This is a genomic window from Mycobacterium sp. NGS18 (assembly GCF_059813185.1).
The window spans coordinates 75,424-93,263 of the sequence record NZ_JCALEC010000006.1 but is presented as its reverse complement, the minus strand read 5'-3'; the positions used below and the strand labels follow the sequence as shown (position 1 = coordinate 93,263).

Genomic DNA, 17,840 nt, shown 5'->3' with positions numbered 1-17,840 from the left:
ACTTATTCCTCTCCAAAACGGTCGACGAGATGGGAGTTGACGCCGTCGGCGTCGAGTCTGCGAGCGACCAGATAGCCGGCGCCCATCCAGGCGCGGCGCGTCCAGTTGCCGAACGACACCCTGGTGCCCGGCGCCCCGGAGGCGGCGGGCATCATCTTCACCCGCTCCAGGGCTTCCTTGACCCCGCGCGGGCTCAGCGGATGCGCGTCGGCCAGGGCCCGCACCAAAGTCATCGCCACGTCGCGGTTGACCACCGACACGCACCACTCGGTGCGGCGGCCGTAGGCCTGTTCGTACTCGTCGAGGAACGCCTGACCGACCGGATTGCCCTCGTCGTACTGGTCGATACCGACCCAGCCCATGAACGCGTTCCACATGACCGGGTTGATCCAGGCGTTCTGGAACGCGGTGCAGGTGAAACGGGGCGGGTCCCAGTTCAGCTCCTGCAGCGCCGGGTTGATGAAGACTACGCCGAACCCGAAGCCGCAGTGCACGATCGCCGGAGCCTTGGCTTCGTGCAGGGTGCGTACCGCCGCTGAGGCGTCTTGCGCGGTCTGGGCGATCGTCGCCTCGGCCACGATCCGAATGCCCTTGCGCCGGCAGGCTTCGCGGAAGTTCTTCAGATAGGTTTCGCCCACCAGCGACTGTTCTTTGAGCACCCCGACCTCGGTGTGCCCCCCTTTGGCCAGCAGGTCCGTCCAGAAGATCGGCTCATCGGTCAGCGATCCCTGCGGAAACGCGAAGAACCACTCCCCCAGCGCCTCGTCGGATCCGGTGACCGACAGACACGGCACCTTGAAGCGCTCCTCGATCGCCTCCCGGGTCGGCACGCAGTTATCGGTGATGTGCGGTCCGAAGATCGCCAGGCAGCCCTCGTCGCAGAGTTCGCCGTAAGCATCGATGACGGCCTTGACCGAACCCTTGGGCAGACCCTCGACCTCGCGGTAGACGATCTCGATCGGCCGGTCCAGCAGGCCCCGTTCGGTCGCCTGCTTGAACACCAGGTCGAACGGTTGGGTCAGGTCTTCGAAATAGCTCTTCGGGAAGCCGTCGGGGAGCCGGAAGTCCATCAGATAACCGATCTTGATCGGTTCCGCGGTGCTCTCGTAGGACATCTCGCCTCCGTGACGAACCTAATATTTGTTCAGACCCTAGCGTGCGGCCCGCGGACCGTCAATCACCTCTCCGGCAGGTACGCATCGATCATCTCCACCAGGCCGCTGGTCACCAGGGAGTCATCGGTCAGCGGGCCGGCGACGGCGGCCCGGGCCGCCTCGCGGGGGGTCAGCCCCTCGGCGATCAGCCGGCCGGCGGCGATCAACACCCGGGTCGACGCCACCTCGCGCAACCCGCCGGTCTCCACGCGGCGGATCGCCTGCCCGAGCCGGACCAGCTCAGCGGCCCGCTCGTGATCGACGCCGGCCTCGCAGGCAAGGATTTTCTCCTCGACGTCGGTTGCGGGAAAGCCGAATTCGATGGCCACCATCCGCTGGCGGGTGGAATCCTTCAAATCCTTCAACACGCTCTGGTACCCCGGGTTATACGACACCACCAAACCGAATCCCGGTGCGGCGTCCAGCGTCACCCCCAGCCGCTCGATCGGTAGCTGGCGGCGGTGGTCGGCCAACGGATGCAGCACGACGGTGGTGTCCTGGCGGGCCTCCACCACTTCGTCGAGGTAACAGAGCGCCCCCTCGCGGACGGCCCGGGTCAACGGCCCATCCACCCACTCGGTCTCGCCGCCGCGCAGCAGGAACCGGCCGACCAGATCGGCGGTGGTCAGATCGTCGTGGCAGGCGACGGTGATCAGCGGCCGGCCCAGATCGTGGGCCATCGCCTCCACGAAACGGGTCTTGCCGCAGCCGGTAGGCCCTTTGAGCACGATCGACAGCCCTTGCCGGTAGGCCGCTTTGAAGACTTGCTCCTCATTGCCGGTCGACACGTAGTAGGGACGCGGTCCAGGGGCCGCAGATGTCATGTCGTTCATACCCTTCTCTTCATGCGATCCGTCGTCGCAAGTCGGCTGAGCTCAGCGCCGACCGAAACAGCGGCCCGATCACCCGGTTGAGCTGTTCGAGCCGGGGAATGGTCGCGTGGGCGGCGCTGCCGAATACCCGGCGCAACTCGTCGACATCGGTGGCCGCTCCGACCGTCAGGCACAGACAACCGGTGCCGCGCCGGCGCGCCTCGGCCAGGGCGCGGCGGGCATCGGCCGCGCCGTAGACCCGCTCGTAGCCGTGGTCGTAGGCCAGTCCGTCGGACAGCACGACGAGCAGCCGCCGGGGCGTACCGCCACGGTCTTGCAGGACGGCCGCGCCGTGCCGGATCGCCGCACCCAGCCGCGAGTAGGCACCAGGTTTGAGACCCTGCAACCGCCTCAGCGCGAGGGCGTCGAGCGGGTCGTCGAAGCGCTTCACCGGGGTGAGGTGCACCGCCGACCTGCCCTGGGAAGCAAATGCATAGAGCGCGAGGCGATCTCCCAGATCGTGCAGAGCGGTGGCCAATGCCGCGGCTGCCGCGCGCTGTTGAGCATGCACGGTCTGACCCAGGGTGCCGGGCTCGGCCGCCGAACCAGAGACGTCCAGCAGGATCAGCACCGACAGATCGCGCCGCCGGCGCAGGCTGTCCAGGTAGACCGCTTCGTCGGGCGCCGACCCGGCGAGCACCTCCACGCGACCCTCGATCGCCGCATCCAGATCGATGTCGTCGCCCTGCGGCTGGCGGTGGTAGCGATCCAAGCCCACGCCGAGCCGGGCCAGCGGTCGCCGCAATCCGTAGTCGACCGCCGGTGTCGCCGCGTTGCCGGTGCTCGCCGCGATTTCCATTACGGTGCACCAGTTCTGCCGATAGCTCCGGCGATTCACGTCCCATTCGGGATAGGTCGTCCCGGTGGTGCTGCCGGCGGCGGTGTCGTCACCAAGAGCCCCGATGCCGGCAGAGGACACCGCGCTGCCGCCACGCCGTCCGGATCGGGTCCGATGCGTGGGCGCGTCGGCCCCCGGCGGGCCGTTGCCGCCCAGCCGACGCGTCACCTCGAGCATCTTGGCGACCAGCCGGCCCAGCGCGCCGCTGCCGCCGACCGGACTGGAGAAGACATCCATGACGTCCTCCGGTCCGTCGTCACCGTCGTCGAGGTCGGCCAGCGGTTTACTCTGCTGACGCGGTTGATGCTGCTGGCCGGCACTCGATTCGCCGGCGCTCTTGTCCGTCAGCACCTTTCCCGGGCGGATCACACCGAACGCGTCGGGCGGAGCGTCGTCGAGCGTGCCGGCCAGCACCAGCGAGGCGGCGGGCGAGTCGCTGCGGGCGGCGAGCTCCCGGTCGATTAGCGAGGCCGCCGCGGGGGGCAGCAGTTCGACGTTGGCCGCCAGCGCCCGATGCCCTTCGACAGCGAGGTAGCGGGCGGTCAGGGCGCGGCGCCGAACCAGCTTGCGGACCAGGCCGGGTTCCAGACTCCCGGCCGCCAGCAGGCTGGCCTGAACCGCCACCGCCTCGAGCTGGCGAGCCGCCTCGAGGGCCGGATCGACGTAGACGGTCTTGCCGTCGGTCCACGCGGGTTCGCCGGCGTCGCCTGCTGCCACCTGCAGCGCCCGGCCGGATAGCGCCGACGCCAACAGGTTCCAGCGCCGCAGGGATTCGCCGGCTTCGTGGTGGTTCACGGACTCCCTCGCCTACCCGGTTGACCAAATATCTGTTCCACCGTAGAGTCCGCCGCGACCACAGTCAATCAATCGAGGGGTAGGCGCCGCGATGATCGATTTCACCGACCAGGTGGTCGTCGTCACCGGGGCAGGGCGAGGCCTGGGCCGCCTTTATGCGATAGAGCTGGCTCGACGCGGCGCCTCGGTAGTGGTCAACGACCTCGGTGGGTCGATGCACGGTGACGGCGCCGACGCCCGCGTTGCCGACCTGGTGGTCGACGAGATCGCTGGTGCCGGCGGCGTCGCCGTGTCCTCGCACGACTCGGTGGACAGCCCGGCCGGCGGCGAGGCGATCGTCGCCGCTGCCGTCGAGCGATTCGGCCGCCTTGATGCCGTGGTCAGCAATGCGGGAATCTTCAACAGCATTGCGTTCGAGGAGATGTCCGCTGACGACTGGCGGCGCATGCTGCGGGTGCATCTGGACGGCGGGTTCTATCTGAGTCAGCCCGCATACCGGGTGATGAAGAAGCAGGGTTACGGCCGGTTCGTGTTCATCTCCTCGTCGGGCGGCATGTTCGGCCAGCCGTTAGAAGCCCACTACGCCGCCGCGAAAGCCGGACTGGTCGGGCTCTCCAATGTCATTGCGATCGAGGGTGCCCCGCTGGGAATCCGGTCCAATACCGTGCTGCCGTTCGGGTTTTCCCGGATGGTCACCGACACGGTCGGCGACCCCGAAGCGATCGAAGAGGCCGGGTTCGTACGGGCGATCCGGCCCGAGTTGGTGGTGCCGATCGTGGTCTACCTGGCCAGCCGGGACTGCGATGTCACGCATCGAAACTACTCGGCCTGCGCCGGGCGATTCGCCCGTGTCTTCGTCGGACTCGGCCAGGGCTGGCTCCCCGAACCCGGTGCCGATCCCGCCGCCGAGGACATCGCGGCGCACCTGGGGCAGGTGTCGGCGACCGACCCGTTCACCGTTCCCGACTCCATCTTCGAGGAGGTGTTCGGCGTCTGCGATCGGCTCGGCATCGCCATGTGAGGCTCACCGGGTGACAACAGGCAGCCGCGCCCACCCCCGCACGCTGGCGGTGTGGGCGCGTTCGGCGCCCGCGTAGTCGACTTCCCAGTCGGGCCACCGCTTCAGGACCTCCTCGAAGGCCACCCTGGCCTCCAATCGGGCCAACGCCGACCCGAGGCAGAAGTGCACCCCCTTGCCGAAGCTGAGGTGGCTGCCCCCGCGATGGATATCGAAGCGATCCGGGTCGGCGTACTGCCGGTGGTCACGGTTGGCGGATCCGTTGAGCAGCAACATGAACGCCCCCTCCGGAACCAACCGGCCGTAGTGCTCGGCGTCGCGGGCGACATAGCGTGCCTGCACCGGCGAGGGAGGTTCGTAGCGCAGCGTCTCCTCGACCGCGCCCGGGATCAGGGCCGGATCGGCCCCGAGTTCGCGACGTTGATCCGGATGATCCGCGAGCAACTGTGCCATGAATCCGATCAGCCGGGCCGTGGTCTCGTTTCCGGCGCCGGCGATCATGGCGGTGTAGGCGAGCACCTCGGTGCGGGTCAGCAGGCGCCGGGTGCCGTCGGCCTCCTCGATCTCCGCCCGCAGCAGGTCGGTCATCAAGTCATCGGAGGGATGGTTGGCACGCCACTCGATGTACTCGGCGAACATCATGATGGTGTCGGCGAATATCTGCTGGCTGACATCACCGGGTTCGCGCCCCTCGGCCATCTCGATGAAGGAGCCGTTGCGGTCCCGGATCGCCTCCTGGTCCTTCTCCGGAATGCCCAGCAGATAGCCGATCGTGCGCATCGGCATCATCGCCCCGAGATCGGCGATGAAATCGAAGCCGCCGGCACCGACGAGCGGGTCCAGCTCTTTGACGCAGAACTCCCGGACCAGAGGTTCTACGGCCAGCATCCGGCGAGGGGTGAAGACCCGGGACAGCAGAGCGCGGTGCAGATCGTGCAGCGGCGGGTCCTCGAATAACAGGATTCCCGGCGGTACCTCGATGTTGTTGAACAAGATGTCCGCGGTGGTCCCCCGCCCGGAGCGGTAGGTCTCCCAGTTCGGCAGCTCGCGCACCACGTCCTCGTAACGGCTCAGCGCATAAAAGTTGAACTTCTCGTTGTAGTACAACGGTGTTTCTTCCCGCATGCGCTTCCACACCGGGTACGGGTCGTCATCGATGTCGCGATCGAACGGGTCGTAGTACAGCTCGAGCGCGCTGGCGCCTGTCATGGTCACACCCCTTGGTTGTTGCGGTGCAGGAAGCCGTGCAGGCTCGCCTGCGTGAGTTCCTCGACGATCACTTTTCTCGACGGTGGCCGGGCGCCGAAGTAGGTCGAACGCAAGGCGGCCATTCCGGCGATCATTGCCACGGTGGAGTGCGCCGGCAGATTCGGATGCGGTGACCCGATCGAGCGCAGATTCATCCCTTCCGCGCTGATCTGGCCCAGCAGGGTGATCGACCGCCGGACGTCGGCGATGCCGGCCTCGGCCGCCTCCTCCTCGGTAAGCGAATCTGATGCCATCAATGTCAGCAGCAGACCCTGGTGACCGACGAACACGTCGTAGAGCCGCCCGACGAAGTGGCGGGCCAGCTCCTCCTCGCTGGTCCGCTCGGGGTCAAGCGATTGCCACGTGTGACCGAATTCTTCGACGAAGCCGATGAACGGTGCGACGAGCGCCTCCCGGAACAGCGTCGCTTTGGAGCCGAAGTGGCGGAACAACAGCGGTTCGGTGACGCCGGCCGCCTGCGCGATCTCCCGCGTCGTGGTGCTGCGATAGTCCTGGCGGGCGAAGAGGTCTCGTGCGGCATCGAGCAACAGCCGGCGCGGTTCGCCACGGGGCCGTCGGACCGCCACCGTACTCCGTCCGGCACCGGAGGTTCGCTGGGACAACCTGATTCACTCCTCGAATCTCACTCGACATCGGACGAATTTAGGATAGTCTCCGCTATCTAGAAAGGATAGTATCCACTACCTACCGAAATGCTGTGAAGGAGGCGGACGTGGGCGCTGTCATCATGCTGGGCACCCTGCTCGGGTTGATCGCACTGATCTACGGAGTGGTGCTCTACTTCGACCCGGAGGCCCGCCGGTGAGCGCCGGGCTGGCGCCGTCGCTTGCGGCCGCCCAGATCTTCTCCTACGTCACCGGAATCGTGTTCTTCGCGGTAGGTGTCTACCTGAGTTACCGTCGCCGGCATCTACACCCGCTGTTGCTGCTCTGCATCTCGGCGCTCTCGTTCTCTTGGATCGAGGCCCCGTACGACTGGGCGATGTATGCGCAATTCCCGCCGGAGCTGCCCCGGATGCCGTCATGGTGGCCGCTGAACATGACCTGGGGCGGTCTGCCGTTGGCCGTGCCCATCGGCTACATGTCCTACTTCCTGGTGCCGGCCCTGATCGGGTCCTCGCTTGGACGCCGAGTCGCCGCGGGATTCGACTGGCGCCGCCCTGTCACGCTGCTGACGGTCGGTCTAATCGTCGGCTTCTGCTGGGCGTTTCTGTTCAACGGCATGTTGGGCGCCCGGCTCGGCAATTTCTCCTATGGCTACGTCATCCCAGGCCTGGCATTGAGCGAAGGGACGCCGCAGCAGTATCCGCTGTACGACGCCCTGGCCATGGGCGTGCAGATGATGGTCTTCACCTATCTGCTCGGGCGAACGGACGCGCAGGGCCGCAACGTCATCGAGGCGTGGGCCGACAACCGCTCGACGACCCGATGGAAATCGTCGGTGTTGTCCATCGTCGCCGTCATCGTGATCGGAAACGGACTGTACGGAGCGGTGTTCGCCCCGCATCTAGCCACCAAGCTCGGCGGTTGGGTGACCTCGGGCCCGAGCGAGCAACTGTTCCCGGGCGTACCGAACCAGCCGATCCACGGCCTCTGGCGAGAAGCCGACACCGCGCCCGACAAAGCGTTGACCACACCGGCAGCGCACGATAGGCTCCGCTGACGAAACCAAACATTGGGTCCGCTGTGCCGAAGGGTTGGCAGAGCGGTTGCAGCAGTCTGGCCGGTTTGGCCCGTAGCTCGGTCAACGGCTTGGCGTTTGGAACGGGGAGGGTCCGCTGACTGTCTCATCGGAGCGCGAAGACGAGATCGACGGGGGGTCGCCCCTTGCCGAAGTCGGTGCCTGGGCGAGGTCCTATGTCCGGGCGCATCCGCTGCGGTCGCTGGGCACGGTGGGCGGTCAGGCGATCCTCGGCCTGCGTACCGTGCAGTACCTTTTCATCGATCTGTTCACCGGACGCTTCGCGGTATCGGAGTTCGTCAAGCAGGCCGCGTTCATGGCCGGTACCGCCTTGGTCCCGACACTGCTGGTGACGATTCCGGTCGGGGTCACGCTCTCGATTCAGTTCGCCGTACTCGCCGGGCAGGTCGGCGCCGAATCTCTCTCGGGCGCCGCCAACGGGCTGGTTGTGATCCGTCAAGGAGCGCCCCTGGTCGCCGCGATACTGCTGGCGGCAGCGGTCGGCTCGGCGGTGAGCGCAGACCTCGGGTCGCGGACGATGCGCGAGGAAGTCGCGGCGATGGAGGTCATGGGGGTTTCGGTGATCCGCCGACTGGTGGTTCCCCGTTTCGCCGCACTGATCTTGGTGGGCGTCGCGCTGACCGGGCTGGCGACGTGCGCCGGCTTCTTCGTCGGCTACCTGTTCAACGTGTTCGTGCAGAGCGGAACTCCGGGATCGTTCGTTGCCACCTTCGCCTCCTTCGCGACCGTCGACGACCTCGTCCTGGCTTTGGCCAAGGCGATCGCCTTCGGAGCGATCGTCGCGGTGGTGGCCTGCCACAAAGGTTTGGACACCCGCGGAGGGCCGGCCGGGGTCGCCAATTCGGTGAACGCCGCGGTGGTCGAATCGATTCTGCTGCTGATGATCGTCAACGTCGGAATGAGCCAGTTGTATCTGCTGCTCTTCCCCAAAGCGAGCCTGTAAGCGCGATGACCGTAGCCGTCTACCGCCCTCGTGCGGTTCACCACCTCCTTCGAACGGCCGAGGTCGTGTGGCTGCCCGTGGCCAAGGGCGGCCACATGCTGGACTTCATCTGTCGTGTGGTGCTGGCGGTGCCGGTCATGCTGGCTCGCTACCGCCGGGAGTTCTTCCGCAATCTGTCCGATATCGCCTGGGGCAACGGGGCGCTCGTGGTGGGCGGCGGCACCATGGGCGTCTCCGTGGTGCTGGGTATCACCGCCGGCGCGCTGCTGGCCATCGAGGGCTACAACGCGCTGAACCTGTTGGGCCTCGGGCCGGCGACCGGGCTGTTGTCCTCGTGGGGCTCCACCCGCGAGTTGGTGCCGGTCATGATCGCGATCGCCTTCACCACCCAGGCGGGCTGCCGTTTCACCGCTCAACTGGGCGCCATGCGCATTGCCGAAGAGATCGACGCGATGGATGCCCTGGCGATCAAACCGATTCCGTACCTGGTGACCACGCGGGTGGCAGCGTCGGTTCTGGCTGCCATCCCGTTGTTCCTGGTATGCCTGGCGGCGGCATATCTGTCCGCGCAGGTCGTGGTCGGCATCATCGCCGACACCTCCGCGGGTACCTACGGCCACTACTTCGCCCTGTTCAGCAGCGGACGTGACGTCTTCTACGCCACCATCAAGGGAGTCATCTTCATCTTCTTCGCCGCCGTGATCCAGTGCTACTACGGCTATTTCGCCTCAGGCGGCCCGCAGGGAGTGGGAGTGGCAGCCGGTCATGCGATGCGGGCCACCATCACGGTGGTGATCATCTTGAATGCGCTGCTGACCATGGCGATGTGGGGCGTCAACGCCGGCGCCAGGTTCGGAGGCTGACGATGCCGAACTCCTTCGAGGCCAATGATGGTGGGCCCTCCAACGCCCGGTTGTTCCTCGACGGGCTGGCACTACTGGCGATCGTCGCCGTCGCCGCGACACTGATGATCGCCCAGTCCCAGGGCGTGCTGCAGCATTCCGTGCGGGTCAGCGCCGAACTCGTCAATGTCGGTGACGGCCTGCCGGTGAAGTCCGACGTCAAGTTCCGGGGCATGCTGGTCGGATTCGTCTCGGCCGTCACCCCCGCTGCGACGGGCCATCCCAACCTGGTGCGACTCGATCTGAGCCCCGCACACGCGCCCGGCATCCCCGCCACGGTGACCGCCCGAGTGGTGCCTTCGAACGTCTTCGCGGTGTCCTCGGTGCAACTGGTCGACAACGGCCCATATTCGGCCCCCGTGCGCACCGGAGCGGTGATCAAAGAAGATCAGACCCTGCCGACCGTGCTCTTCCAGACCACGTTGAACAAGTTCCGCCAAGTGCTCGCATCGGTGGGGCGCCAGCCCACCGGCGACAGCGTGGGATGGCTCACCGCCCTGGGCGAGGCGACCAGCGGTCGGGGCGATCGGCTACAGCGTGCCGGCGGCGACCTGAACGAGATCGTCAACCAGCTCAGCACCGTCGTCACCGACGACACCATCGGCCCGTCGACCATGTCCGCGCTCACCGCGGCCACCGCCGCCCTGGGGCAGACGGCGCCGGAGCTACTCGACGCTCTCGATAACGCGGTCCAGCCGATGCGGACTCTTGCCGAAAAGCGTTCAGAGCTGATGAATCTGCTCTCGGTCGGGCTGGGCACCGCCGGAGTGCTCGGCGAGGCCTTCGACAACAACACCGACCGGATGATCGACATCTCCACGAAGCTGACACCGGTGCTGGGCGTGCTGGGCGATCACGCCGAGACCCTGCACGGCATCTCGACTCGGTTGACCACACTGGTCGGCCGGGTCATGGACGTCGCCTGGAATTACGACACCAATCAGCTGCAGGCCAAAGCCGTCATCTCGTTGAACCCGACCCGGACCTATGTGCGCTCGGACTGCCCCCGCTACGGGGACATGCTCGGGCCCAGTTGTTTCACCGCTCCCGAGGTCCCCACCGCACCGGCATTGACGCCGTCGCTGGAAACCCGCGGCTTTCCGCTGCCCCCCGGCATCACCGAGAACCGGCCGAATTTCGCACCACCACGCTTCTCTGTCCTGCCCCCGCCCGCCGGCCCCGAACCGGAAGCATCGGAGCCGGTGCAACCGCAGTCATTCGGCGGCAACGTCGGCCCGGTCGGCAGTAGCACCGAGAAGCAACAGCTCAAGGTCATCATGGGCGATCAGGCCAACGTGGGCGCCGAAATCCTGCTGACGCCGCTGCTTCGCGGCACCACCGTGCGGTTGACGGCGAGCGCGGGCGGTGCCCGATGAGGTACCGCAAGGCGCTGCTCGGACTGAGTTTGTTCCTGGTGCTTTCCCTCACCGCGACGTGGCTGGTCTTCGTCACGCTGCGCCGAGAAGTCTCCGGCCCGACCAACACCTACAGCGCGATGTTCACCGACGTATCCGGACTGCACAGCGGCGATGACGTACGCACCGCAGGCGTTCGGGTGGGACGCGTCGACCGGGTGGAGTTGGACGGCATCCTGGCCAGAGTCACGTTCCGAGTTCCGAAGGCCCACGCCCTCTACGACGACACGACCGCATCGGTGACCTACCAGAACATCATCGGCCAGCGTTATCTCGGGCTCTCCCCCGGAACCGGCGACTCCCCCAAGGCGTTACCAGATCACGGCATCATCCCCGTCGAGCGCACCAACCCGTCGTTCGACATCTCCCATCTGCTCAACGGATTCGAGCCGCTGTTCACCCTCCTGAGCCCGCGGCAGGTCGACAACCTCACCGGTGGCATCATTGCGGCACTGCAAGGCGATTCCGCGTCGGTGGTGACCCTGATCAGTCAGACCTCAGCTCTGGCCGAATCGTTCGCCGGGCCCGATCAGGTCCTCGGCGACGTCATCGCCAACCTCGACGAGGTCACCGCGATCCTGGCGCGCCAAGACCGAGACCTGCAATCGGTGATCGACTACTCCCGCACCGCATTATCGACACTGGCCGCGCGGCGCGACGAGTTGGCGGCATCGACCGGTTCGATCACCCAGGCAACCGATCGCCTGTCGGTTCTGCTGGATGCGATCTATCCGCAGCTTGAGGAGTTTCTGGCGCGCGAGCCGGGATTCGTGGGGCATCTCACCGGCGAAGGCCGGCAGCGGTTCGCCCACTACGGGGCGAATCTGGTGCTGGTGCTCAAAGGCCTTGCCCGAGCAACCCAGAGCGGAAGCTACATCGACGGCTACATCTGCGACATCAACTCCACGGTGTTCGCGTTCTTGGGCCGGGTCATCCCCGGCACCGTCAAACTGGCCTCCCCGGGCAACATCGTCCAACACTCACCGATCTGCAGGTAGGACGGCGATGTCACCGAGACCCAAGCGCGCGATCGAGGGCTACAACCCGATCTGGGTGGGCACCATCACGGTGGCGATCATGGCCGTGGTCATCACCGCACTGGTCGGCATCGGCAAGTTGGCACTGGGGCACTCCGGGTATCGGGCTGAGTTCGCACAGGCCGCCCAACTGCGGCCCGGGGACCAGGTCACCGTGGCGGGAATCGAGGTTGGCACCGTCAAAGACGTCGCGCTCACCGGCGATCACGTCACGGTGAAATTCACCGTCGGCAACGGTGTGCGGGTCGGCGATGCCTCCCGAGCGGCGATCAAGCTGACCACCCTGCTGGGGCGGCGCTACCTCGAGTTGTCCCCCGCCGGAGACGGCGAACTGCGTTCCCGCACCATCGCCTTGGCCAACACGTCGGTGCCCTACAACCTGCAGGCCACCCTGGCCGACGCAACCACCACCTTCGAACAGGTCGACGCCGACCGCATCGCCGCCTCCATGGCCGAGATGAGCAACGGCCTCGCCGGTGTGCCCGAGGCGCTGCCGGAGGCCCTGCAAAACGTCCAATCCCTGGCGGCCGTGATCGCCACCCGGCGCGATCAGATCGGGTCCCTGCTCCAGAACGTCGACACCATCACCGGGTTGATCCGCGACCAGAAGGCCGACCTCGGCGCGCTGGTCATCCAGGGCCGCGACCTGCTCCAGACGATCAACGCCCGGCAGGCGTCGCTGCACCGCTTGCTCGACGGCACCACCGCCCTGGTCGACACCGTGAAAACGATCCTGGGCGACGAGCCCGCGATCAACGAGCTGCTGGCCAACATGCAGCAATTCGCGCAGATGGCCGCCAGCCACGACGCGCTGGTCCGCAATACGCTGCAGGTGATGCCGGTGGCGTTCCGCAACCTCGCCAACGCCAGCGGCAGCGGTACCGCGCTCGACATCAACCTGCCGGCCGGGGTGCTCATCGACTCGTGGATGTGTGCACTCAGCGGACGCGGAAAGCAATTCGGGCTGGCGCAGTACTTCACCGATTGCCAACCCGCCGGGGACCCGTTCCCGGGCTGGCCGCCGCCGGACCCGGCGAGGCTGCCCGGATGACCGCCATTGCCACCCGTACCAGGTCGATCGCGATCGGGCTGGCACTCCTCGCCATCGCCGGAATACTGCTGTGGCACTCAGCATCCGGTAATCAGCACCGGGCTTTGACCGTCACGGCGCAGTTCGAAGAAGCCGTCGGGCTCTACGAGGGCAATGCGGTGTCCATCCTCGGGATGCCGGTCGGCAAGGTCACCGAAATCGTCCCCAAAGACAGCTACGTCGAGGTGAAACTCGTCATCGACAAAAACGTCGACATCCCCGCCGACGTTCAGGCGGTCACCGTCGCGACGTCCATCCTGACCGATCGGCACGTCGAGCTGACACCGCCGTACGGCGGTGGCCCCAAGCTGCGCGACCGGGATGTCATCAGCCTTCCCCGTACCAGAACGCCCGTCGAGTTCGATCGCACCCTGGCCATGGCCGACAAGCTCTCTCGCGCTTTGGAGGGCGACGGCCAGGGCCACGGCCCGCTCGCCAACCTGATCGGGATCGGTGCCAAGATCTCCTCCGGTAGCGGGCCCGACATCAAGTCCGCCCTCGATCAACTCTCCCAAGCGCTGCGGCTGAGCTCCGACAACGGCGCGGCCACCGGAAAGTCCATCGCGTCGATCGCTGCCAGCCTCGCCGACTTGACCCAGGCCGCCGCCGACAATGACACCGCGATCCGGGAATTCGGCTCGAGCATCCGCGCGCTCAGCGACCTGATCGCCGCCGAAAACCTCGGCGCGGGCAGCACCGGCGCCAAGGCCAACCAGGTCCTCGACCAGGCGGCCGCACTCCTCGAGAAGAACCGCGACACCCTCAAGGGAACCGTCAGTGATTTCGGTTCCCTCACCGTCGCCCTCAACGACAACCGCCGCCAGGTCGAAGAGATCCTCGATGTACTCCCGCTGGTGGGCACCAACATCTACAACGCCGTCGATCCCAGTGGTCACACACTGCGGATCCATCCCACGCTCGACAAACTGATGCTCAACGGCCAAATGGCCAAGGAGATCTGCAATCTCGCCGGGATCAAGGATCTGGGCTGCGCCACCGGGACGGTCGCCGACAACGCGCCCGCGTTCGGCACCACCTTCTTCGTGGAGGGAATGACGGGACTACTCGAACACATGGCGGGAGTCGCAAAATGATGCGGACCGTGGTGGCAGCCGGTATGGCGCTGACGCTCTCTGGGTGTGCCGGGGGTCTGGCCAGCATCCCGCTGCCCGCGCCGGGGCGCATCGACGGCGATATCACCCTGACGGCGGTGTTCACCAACGCGCTGAACCTGCCGGTGAAGGCGAAGGTCAAACTCAACGGCGCCGATATCGGTGAAGTCCAATCCCTTCAGGCCCAGAACTTCTCGGCGCACGTGACGATGAAGGTCAGCGCCAACGCACCGCTGTACGCCGACACCATCGCCGAGCTGCGATCGGCGACTCCCCTCGGCGATATCTTCATCGCGGTGCGACGCGGTCCGGATGCGACTGCGGATTCTGCGCGCCTAGTCGACGGCGACACCATCGCGGCAGACCACACCACCTCCGCCGCGACCATCGAAGACGTCCTCGGTTCGGCCGCTCTCCTGGTCAACGGCGGCGCGATCCGCCGGCTGGTCTCCACCGTCAACGGCGCAGGAGCTGCAGTAGGCGGGCGGGGCGAAAAAGTCGCCGCACTGCTGCACAACTCCAACACTTTGCTGTCGCGGTTCAACGCCCGCTCAACGCAGATCGACAAGGCGTTGCGCAACACCTCAGATCTGGCCGCCACCCTGACCGCTCGCCGTGACACCCTCAACACGGCGCTCGCCGCGGCCACGCCGGCCACGGCCACCCTGGCCGACAACGCCACCAACCTCGCCGACATGGTTTCTGCTGCCGGCCGGATCACCCGGCAGCTCAACCGCTTTCCTTCGATGCAGGGTACCGATACGCGCAGCACCATCAGCGATCTCAACCGGCTCTCGGACGTCTTCAACCAGATCTCGACCGATCCCGATCTGAATATGAACATCTGGAATCGGATGATCACCGGGATCACCCACATCACCAGCGGACCGGACATCCACGCCGTCGGAGTCGTCACCCAGCTGGCGATCGGCGCGCTGCCCGATAAGAACTATCCCGGCGATCCGGGCATCCATGGCCCGGACGGCACCGACTGGCATGCCATGATCGGTAGCCTCCGATACGAGTGGAATCTGTTGTTGAGCCGCATCTACGGGCCCGAGCATCAGCCGCGATGATGAATAGCACCCAGCACCTGTTGGAACGACCGGCACGACTGCTGGTCGATTCGGCCGGAGCCTGCAAGCGCCACCGCGTCGCGGTGTCGGTGACCGGCATCATCGTGACCCTGATCGCCGTCCTGGCCTACATCATCGGCGGAACGCTGGGCATCAGCCCGTTCCGTTCCACCATCGCCGTACACGTACACCTGCGCGAATCCGGCGGCCTGCTACCCAACCAGGACGTCACGCTGCGGGGCGTGCGGGTCGGCAAGGTCGCCGCGGTAGAACTCGGCGAAACCGGAGTCGTGGCCACGGTCGAGATCGACGGCCGCAAACGGGTGCCGCAGAACAGTCGCGTCCGGGTCTCCGCGCTGTCCGCAGCCGGCGAGCAGTACCTGGACTTCCAGCCCGAGCAGCCCGGCGCACCGGCCCTGACCGACGGGGCCGTCATCGCCGAGGACCACACCGCGATACCGGTGCCGCTGGCGCAACTGCTGGCCGACGCCAATGGACTGCTGGCACAGGTGCACCCGCAGCAGCTCGCCGCCATCACCACCGAGCTTCGGGTGTCGAATCAAGGGCCGGCCAAGCTCGCTGCCCTACTCGACGGCGGGGCGTTCCTCATCTCGACGCTCGACTCGGTGCTTCCCCAGACGGTGAGCGTCCTGCGGACCAGCCGCACCGTTTTGACCACCGTCGTCGACAGCAGCGCCGGGCTGATGCGCACCTCGCAGAACGTGCACGACATCATGCGGGGCGCGGCAGCGATGGATGGCGGGTTCCGCACGCTGGTCGATCGCGGCGATCGGCCATTCACCCTGCTGGACAAGATCATCGAAGACAACTCCGACACCATGGTCCAGCTGCTGGGCAACCTCGTCACGACCGCACAACTGTCCCACGCGCGGTTGCCGGCGCTGAACGAGATCGTCAACTCCGATCGCGGCGGCTCGGCGGTAGAGGCGTTGAGCAGCGTGGTGCGCGACGGGGCGGTCTGGGTGATCGCGGATCTGTGGCCCCGGTACAGCTGCGACTACGGGCTCCCGCCCCTGCCACCGGCCATACCGAACTATCCCGAGCCGTATCTGCACACCTACTGCCAGAACCCCGATCCTTCGGTTCTGGTCCGCGGCGCCCGTAACGCGCCGCGCCCGCCGGGAGACGACACGGCGGGCCCACCGCCGGGTTATGACCCGCTGGCACAGACCGATCCGGTCCCGGCCGACTCGCGCACCCTGCCCACACTTTTCGGCGGGGTTCCGATGCAGGTGCAACTGCCCCCGGACCCACCGAGCTGACGAAGGAGGAAACCATGACCGCTCAACTCTGCGACGAGACGCCCGCGGCCGACGTCTCCGAAGAGGGCGACGAGGAGGCCGCGTCGCCACCCGCTCCCCGCCACCGCCGGCGTCGTGTCGCCCTGGCGGTCGCTGCCGTCATCTCCGTCGCGGCGCTGGGGGCGTTGGCTTTCCTGGGCTGGAACTACCAGCAGCAGCGCGGCATCGCCGCCGCAAGCAAGGCGGCGCTGGCGTCCGCGCAGACCTATGCCACCACGCTGACGAGCATCGACACCACCAGCGTCGACGACAACTTCGCGAAGGTAGTCGACGGCGCGACCGGCGAATTCCGGGACATGTACAGCCAGTCGGCGGCCCAACTGCGCCAGGTGTTGATCGACAACAAGGCGATGAGCAGGGGAATCGTGGTGGACTCCGCGGTCAAGTCCGCGACGAAGAACAGAGTCGAGGTGCTGCTCTTCATCGACCAGGCGATCACCAATGTCGCCAACCCGGCGGCACGGCTGGATCGCAGCCGGGCCGCGATGACCATGGAACGGGTCGACGGCCGATGGCTGGCCAGTCGCGTTGAGCTCAAATAGTGAGCCTCGCACGGCGAATCGCTCCGATCCTGGTGCTGCTCGTGCTGGGCAGCACCGTTACGGCGGCGGTCGCCCGCGCCGAAACCGCCGAAGCGGTGATCTCCGGTGCCAGCCCCGACGGTCTGGGAACCTGGACCGTGCACTATCAGCGCCTCGGTGCCGGCGAGTCACCGACGTCGGAGGCCATCAACGACCACATCGACGCCGAGGCGAACCGTGAAGTCACCCAAGCAACCTGGGACGGATCAACGCGGCGGCCATGGACCTTTGACGCGAAGGGAACGCTGCACGTCCGGGCCACGACGGTATCGGAGGTCTTCGTCGGGTCCTACAACACCGCGGAGCCGCACATGCCGATGCAGACGGTCGGCACGGTTGTCTGCGACACCCGCACCGGTGACATCATCACGTGGGACAACCTGTTCCGCGACAAGACGGCCGGGCTGACTCGCCTCGGCGAACGGGTAGAGGCGCGTCTGACACCGGTCGCTTCGCCGGCGGAGTTGCGCGACTGGCGGCGCGCCGGCCAGTTCGCACCGGTCGACATCAACTTCAGGCGCTGGATCCCCACCCGCGACGGCATCGAGTTCCACTTTCCTGACGTGCAATTCGGTCGCGGCCTCAAGGTCATCACCATCCCGTGGGCCGAGATCGACGACCTGATCACCCCCGAGTTCGCCTCCATCGCAGAGCGTTGACCAAATATCTGTTCCGCCGTAGAGTCGGACACACGTGACGCCGGTTGATGACCCGC

16 protein-coding genes and 1 pseudogene are annotated in these 17,840 nt (G+C 66.6%); 12 read left to right on the top strand and 5 right to left on the bottom strand.

Annotation, left to right across the window (positions count from 1 at the left end; translation table 11 throughout):
* Window positions 1-2 precede the first annotated feature (2 nt).
* The 3 genes from AC5Y31_RS13510 to AC5Y31_RS13500 all read right to left on the bottom strand — a co-directional run bounded on the left by AC5Y31_RS13510 (window position 3) and on the right by AC5Y31_RS13500 (window position 3,659).
* A complete protein-coding gene (locus tag AC5Y31_RS13510) occupies window positions 3-1,115 on the bottom strand; it encodes an ABC transporter substrate-binding protein (protein ID WP_499980908.1) in 1,113 nt (370 codons plus the stop codon).
* Between the two features lie 62 nt (window positions 1,116-1,177).
* A complete protein-coding gene (locus AC5Y31_RS13505; RefSeq protein WP_499980907.1) occupies window positions 1,178-1,987 on the bottom strand; it encodes a CbbQ/NirQ/NorQ/GpvN family protein in 810 nt (269 codons plus the stop codon).
* 10 nt (window positions 1,988-1,997) lie between these two features.
* On the bottom strand, window positions 1,998-3,659 hold the full coding sequence (locus AC5Y31_RS13500) for a nitric oxide reductase activation protein NorD (RefSeq protein WP_499980905.1): 1,662 nt from the start codon (window positions 3,657-3,659) through the stop codon (window positions 1,998-2,000).
* A 91-nt stretch (window positions 3,660-3,750) separates the two neighbouring features.
* Between AC5Y31_RS13500 and AC5Y31_RS13495 the strand changes: the two genes are divergently transcribed.
* Entirely contained in the window at window positions 3,751-4,680 is a 930-nt protein-coding gene (locus AC5Y31_RS13495) for an SDR family NAD(P)-dependent oxidoreductase (RefSeq protein ID WP_499980904.1), read from the top strand.
* 3 nt (window positions 4,681-4,683) lie between these two features.
* Here AC5Y31_RS13495 and AC5Y31_RS13490 read toward each other — a convergent pair whose 3' ends face one another.
* On the bottom strand, window positions 4,684-5,886 hold the full coding sequence (locus tag AC5Y31_RS13490; protein ID WP_499980902.1) for a cytochrome P450: 1,203 nt from the start codon (window positions 5,884-5,886) through the stop codon (window positions 4,684-4,686).
* A gap of 2 nt (window positions 5,887-5,888) precedes the next feature.
* Window positions 5,889-6,548 (bottom strand): TetR/AcrR family transcriptional regulator, encoded by a 660-nt coding sequence (locus AC5Y31_RS13485; protein WP_499980900.1) that lies wholly within the window; start codon window positions 6,546-6,548, stop codon window positions 5,889-5,891.
* 199 nt (window positions 6,549-6,747) lie between these two features.
* On the opposite strand from AC5Y31_RS13485, the pseudogene AC5Y31_RS13480 reads away from it, so the two are divergent.
* The 11 genes and pseudogenes from AC5Y31_RS13480 to AC5Y31_RS13430 all read left to right on the top strand — a co-directional run.
* Window positions 6,748-7,527, top strand: a pseudogene (locus tag AC5Y31_RS13480) (spirocyclase AveC family protein); the annotation flags it as partial.
* A gap of 196 nt (window positions 7,528-7,723) precedes the next feature.
* Complete coding sequence (locus tag AC5Y31_RS13475) at window positions 7,724-8,590, top strand: MlaE family ABC transporter permease (RefSeq protein WP_065024998.1); 867 nt, start codon at window positions 7,724-7,726, stop codon at window positions 8,588-8,590.
* A gap of 5 nt (window positions 8,591-8,595) precedes the next feature.
* Window positions 8,596-9,453 carry an ABC transporter permease gene (locus AC5Y31_RS13470; protein WP_499980899.1) on the top strand — a complete coding sequence of 286 codons (858 nt, stop codon included), beginning with the start codon at window positions 8,596-8,598 and terminating at the stop codon, window positions 9,451-9,453.
* Window positions 9,454-9,455: 2 nt separating this feature from the next.
* Entirely contained in the window at window positions 9,456-10,868 is a 1,413-nt protein-coding gene (locus tag AC5Y31_RS13465) for an MlaD family protein (protein ID WP_499980898.1), read from the top strand.
* Window positions 10,865-11,905 carry an MCE family protein gene (locus tag AC5Y31_RS13460; RefSeq protein ID WP_499980897.1) on the top strand — a complete coding sequence of 347 codons (1,041 nt, stop codon included), beginning with the start codon at window positions 10,865-10,867 and terminating at the stop codon, window positions 11,903-11,905. The genes AC5Y31_RS13465 and AC5Y31_RS13460 overlap by 4 nt, the downstream gene beginning before the upstream one ends.
* A 7-nt stretch (window positions 11,906-11,912) precedes the next feature.
* On the top strand, window positions 11,913-12,995 hold the full coding sequence (locus tag AC5Y31_RS13455; protein WP_065024994.1) for an MCE family protein: 1,083 nt from the start codon (window positions 11,913-11,915) through the stop codon (window positions 12,993-12,995).
* Window positions 12,992-14,128 carry an MlaD family protein gene (locus AC5Y31_RS13450; protein ID WP_499980895.1) on the top strand — a complete coding sequence of 379 codons (1,137 nt, stop codon included), beginning with the start codon at window positions 12,992-12,994 and terminating at the stop codon, window positions 14,126-14,128. The genes AC5Y31_RS13455 and AC5Y31_RS13450 overlap by 4 nt, the downstream gene beginning before the upstream one ends.
* Window positions 14,125-15,222 carry an MlaD family protein gene (locus AC5Y31_RS13445; RefSeq protein WP_499980894.1) on the top strand — a complete coding sequence of 366 codons (1,098 nt, stop codon included), beginning with the start codon at window positions 14,125-14,127 and terminating at the stop codon, window positions 15,220-15,222. Before AC5Y31_RS13450 ends, AC5Y31_RS13445 begins: the two co-directional genes overlap by 4 nt.
* Window positions 15,219-16,505, top strand: coding sequence for an MlaD family protein (locus tag AC5Y31_RS13440; RefSeq protein ID WP_499980892.1), 1,287 nt, complete (start codon window positions 15,219-15,221; stop codon window positions 16,503-16,505). Before AC5Y31_RS13445 ends, AC5Y31_RS13440 begins: the two co-directional genes overlap by 4 nt.
* A 14-nt stretch (window positions 16,506-16,519) precedes the next feature.
* Window positions 16,520-17,086 (top strand): Rv1363c family protein, encoded by a 567-nt coding sequence (locus tag AC5Y31_RS13435; RefSeq protein WP_499980890.1) that lies wholly within the window; start codon window positions 16,520-16,522, stop codon window positions 17,084-17,086.
* On the top strand, window positions 17,086-17,784 hold the full coding sequence (locus AC5Y31_RS13430; protein WP_499980889.1) for a DUF3298 domain-containing protein: 699 nt from the start codon (window positions 17,086-17,088) through the stop codon (window positions 17,782-17,784). Before AC5Y31_RS13435 ends, AC5Y31_RS13430 begins: the two co-directional genes overlap by 1 nt.
* Window positions 17,785-17,840: the final 56 nt, after the last annotated feature.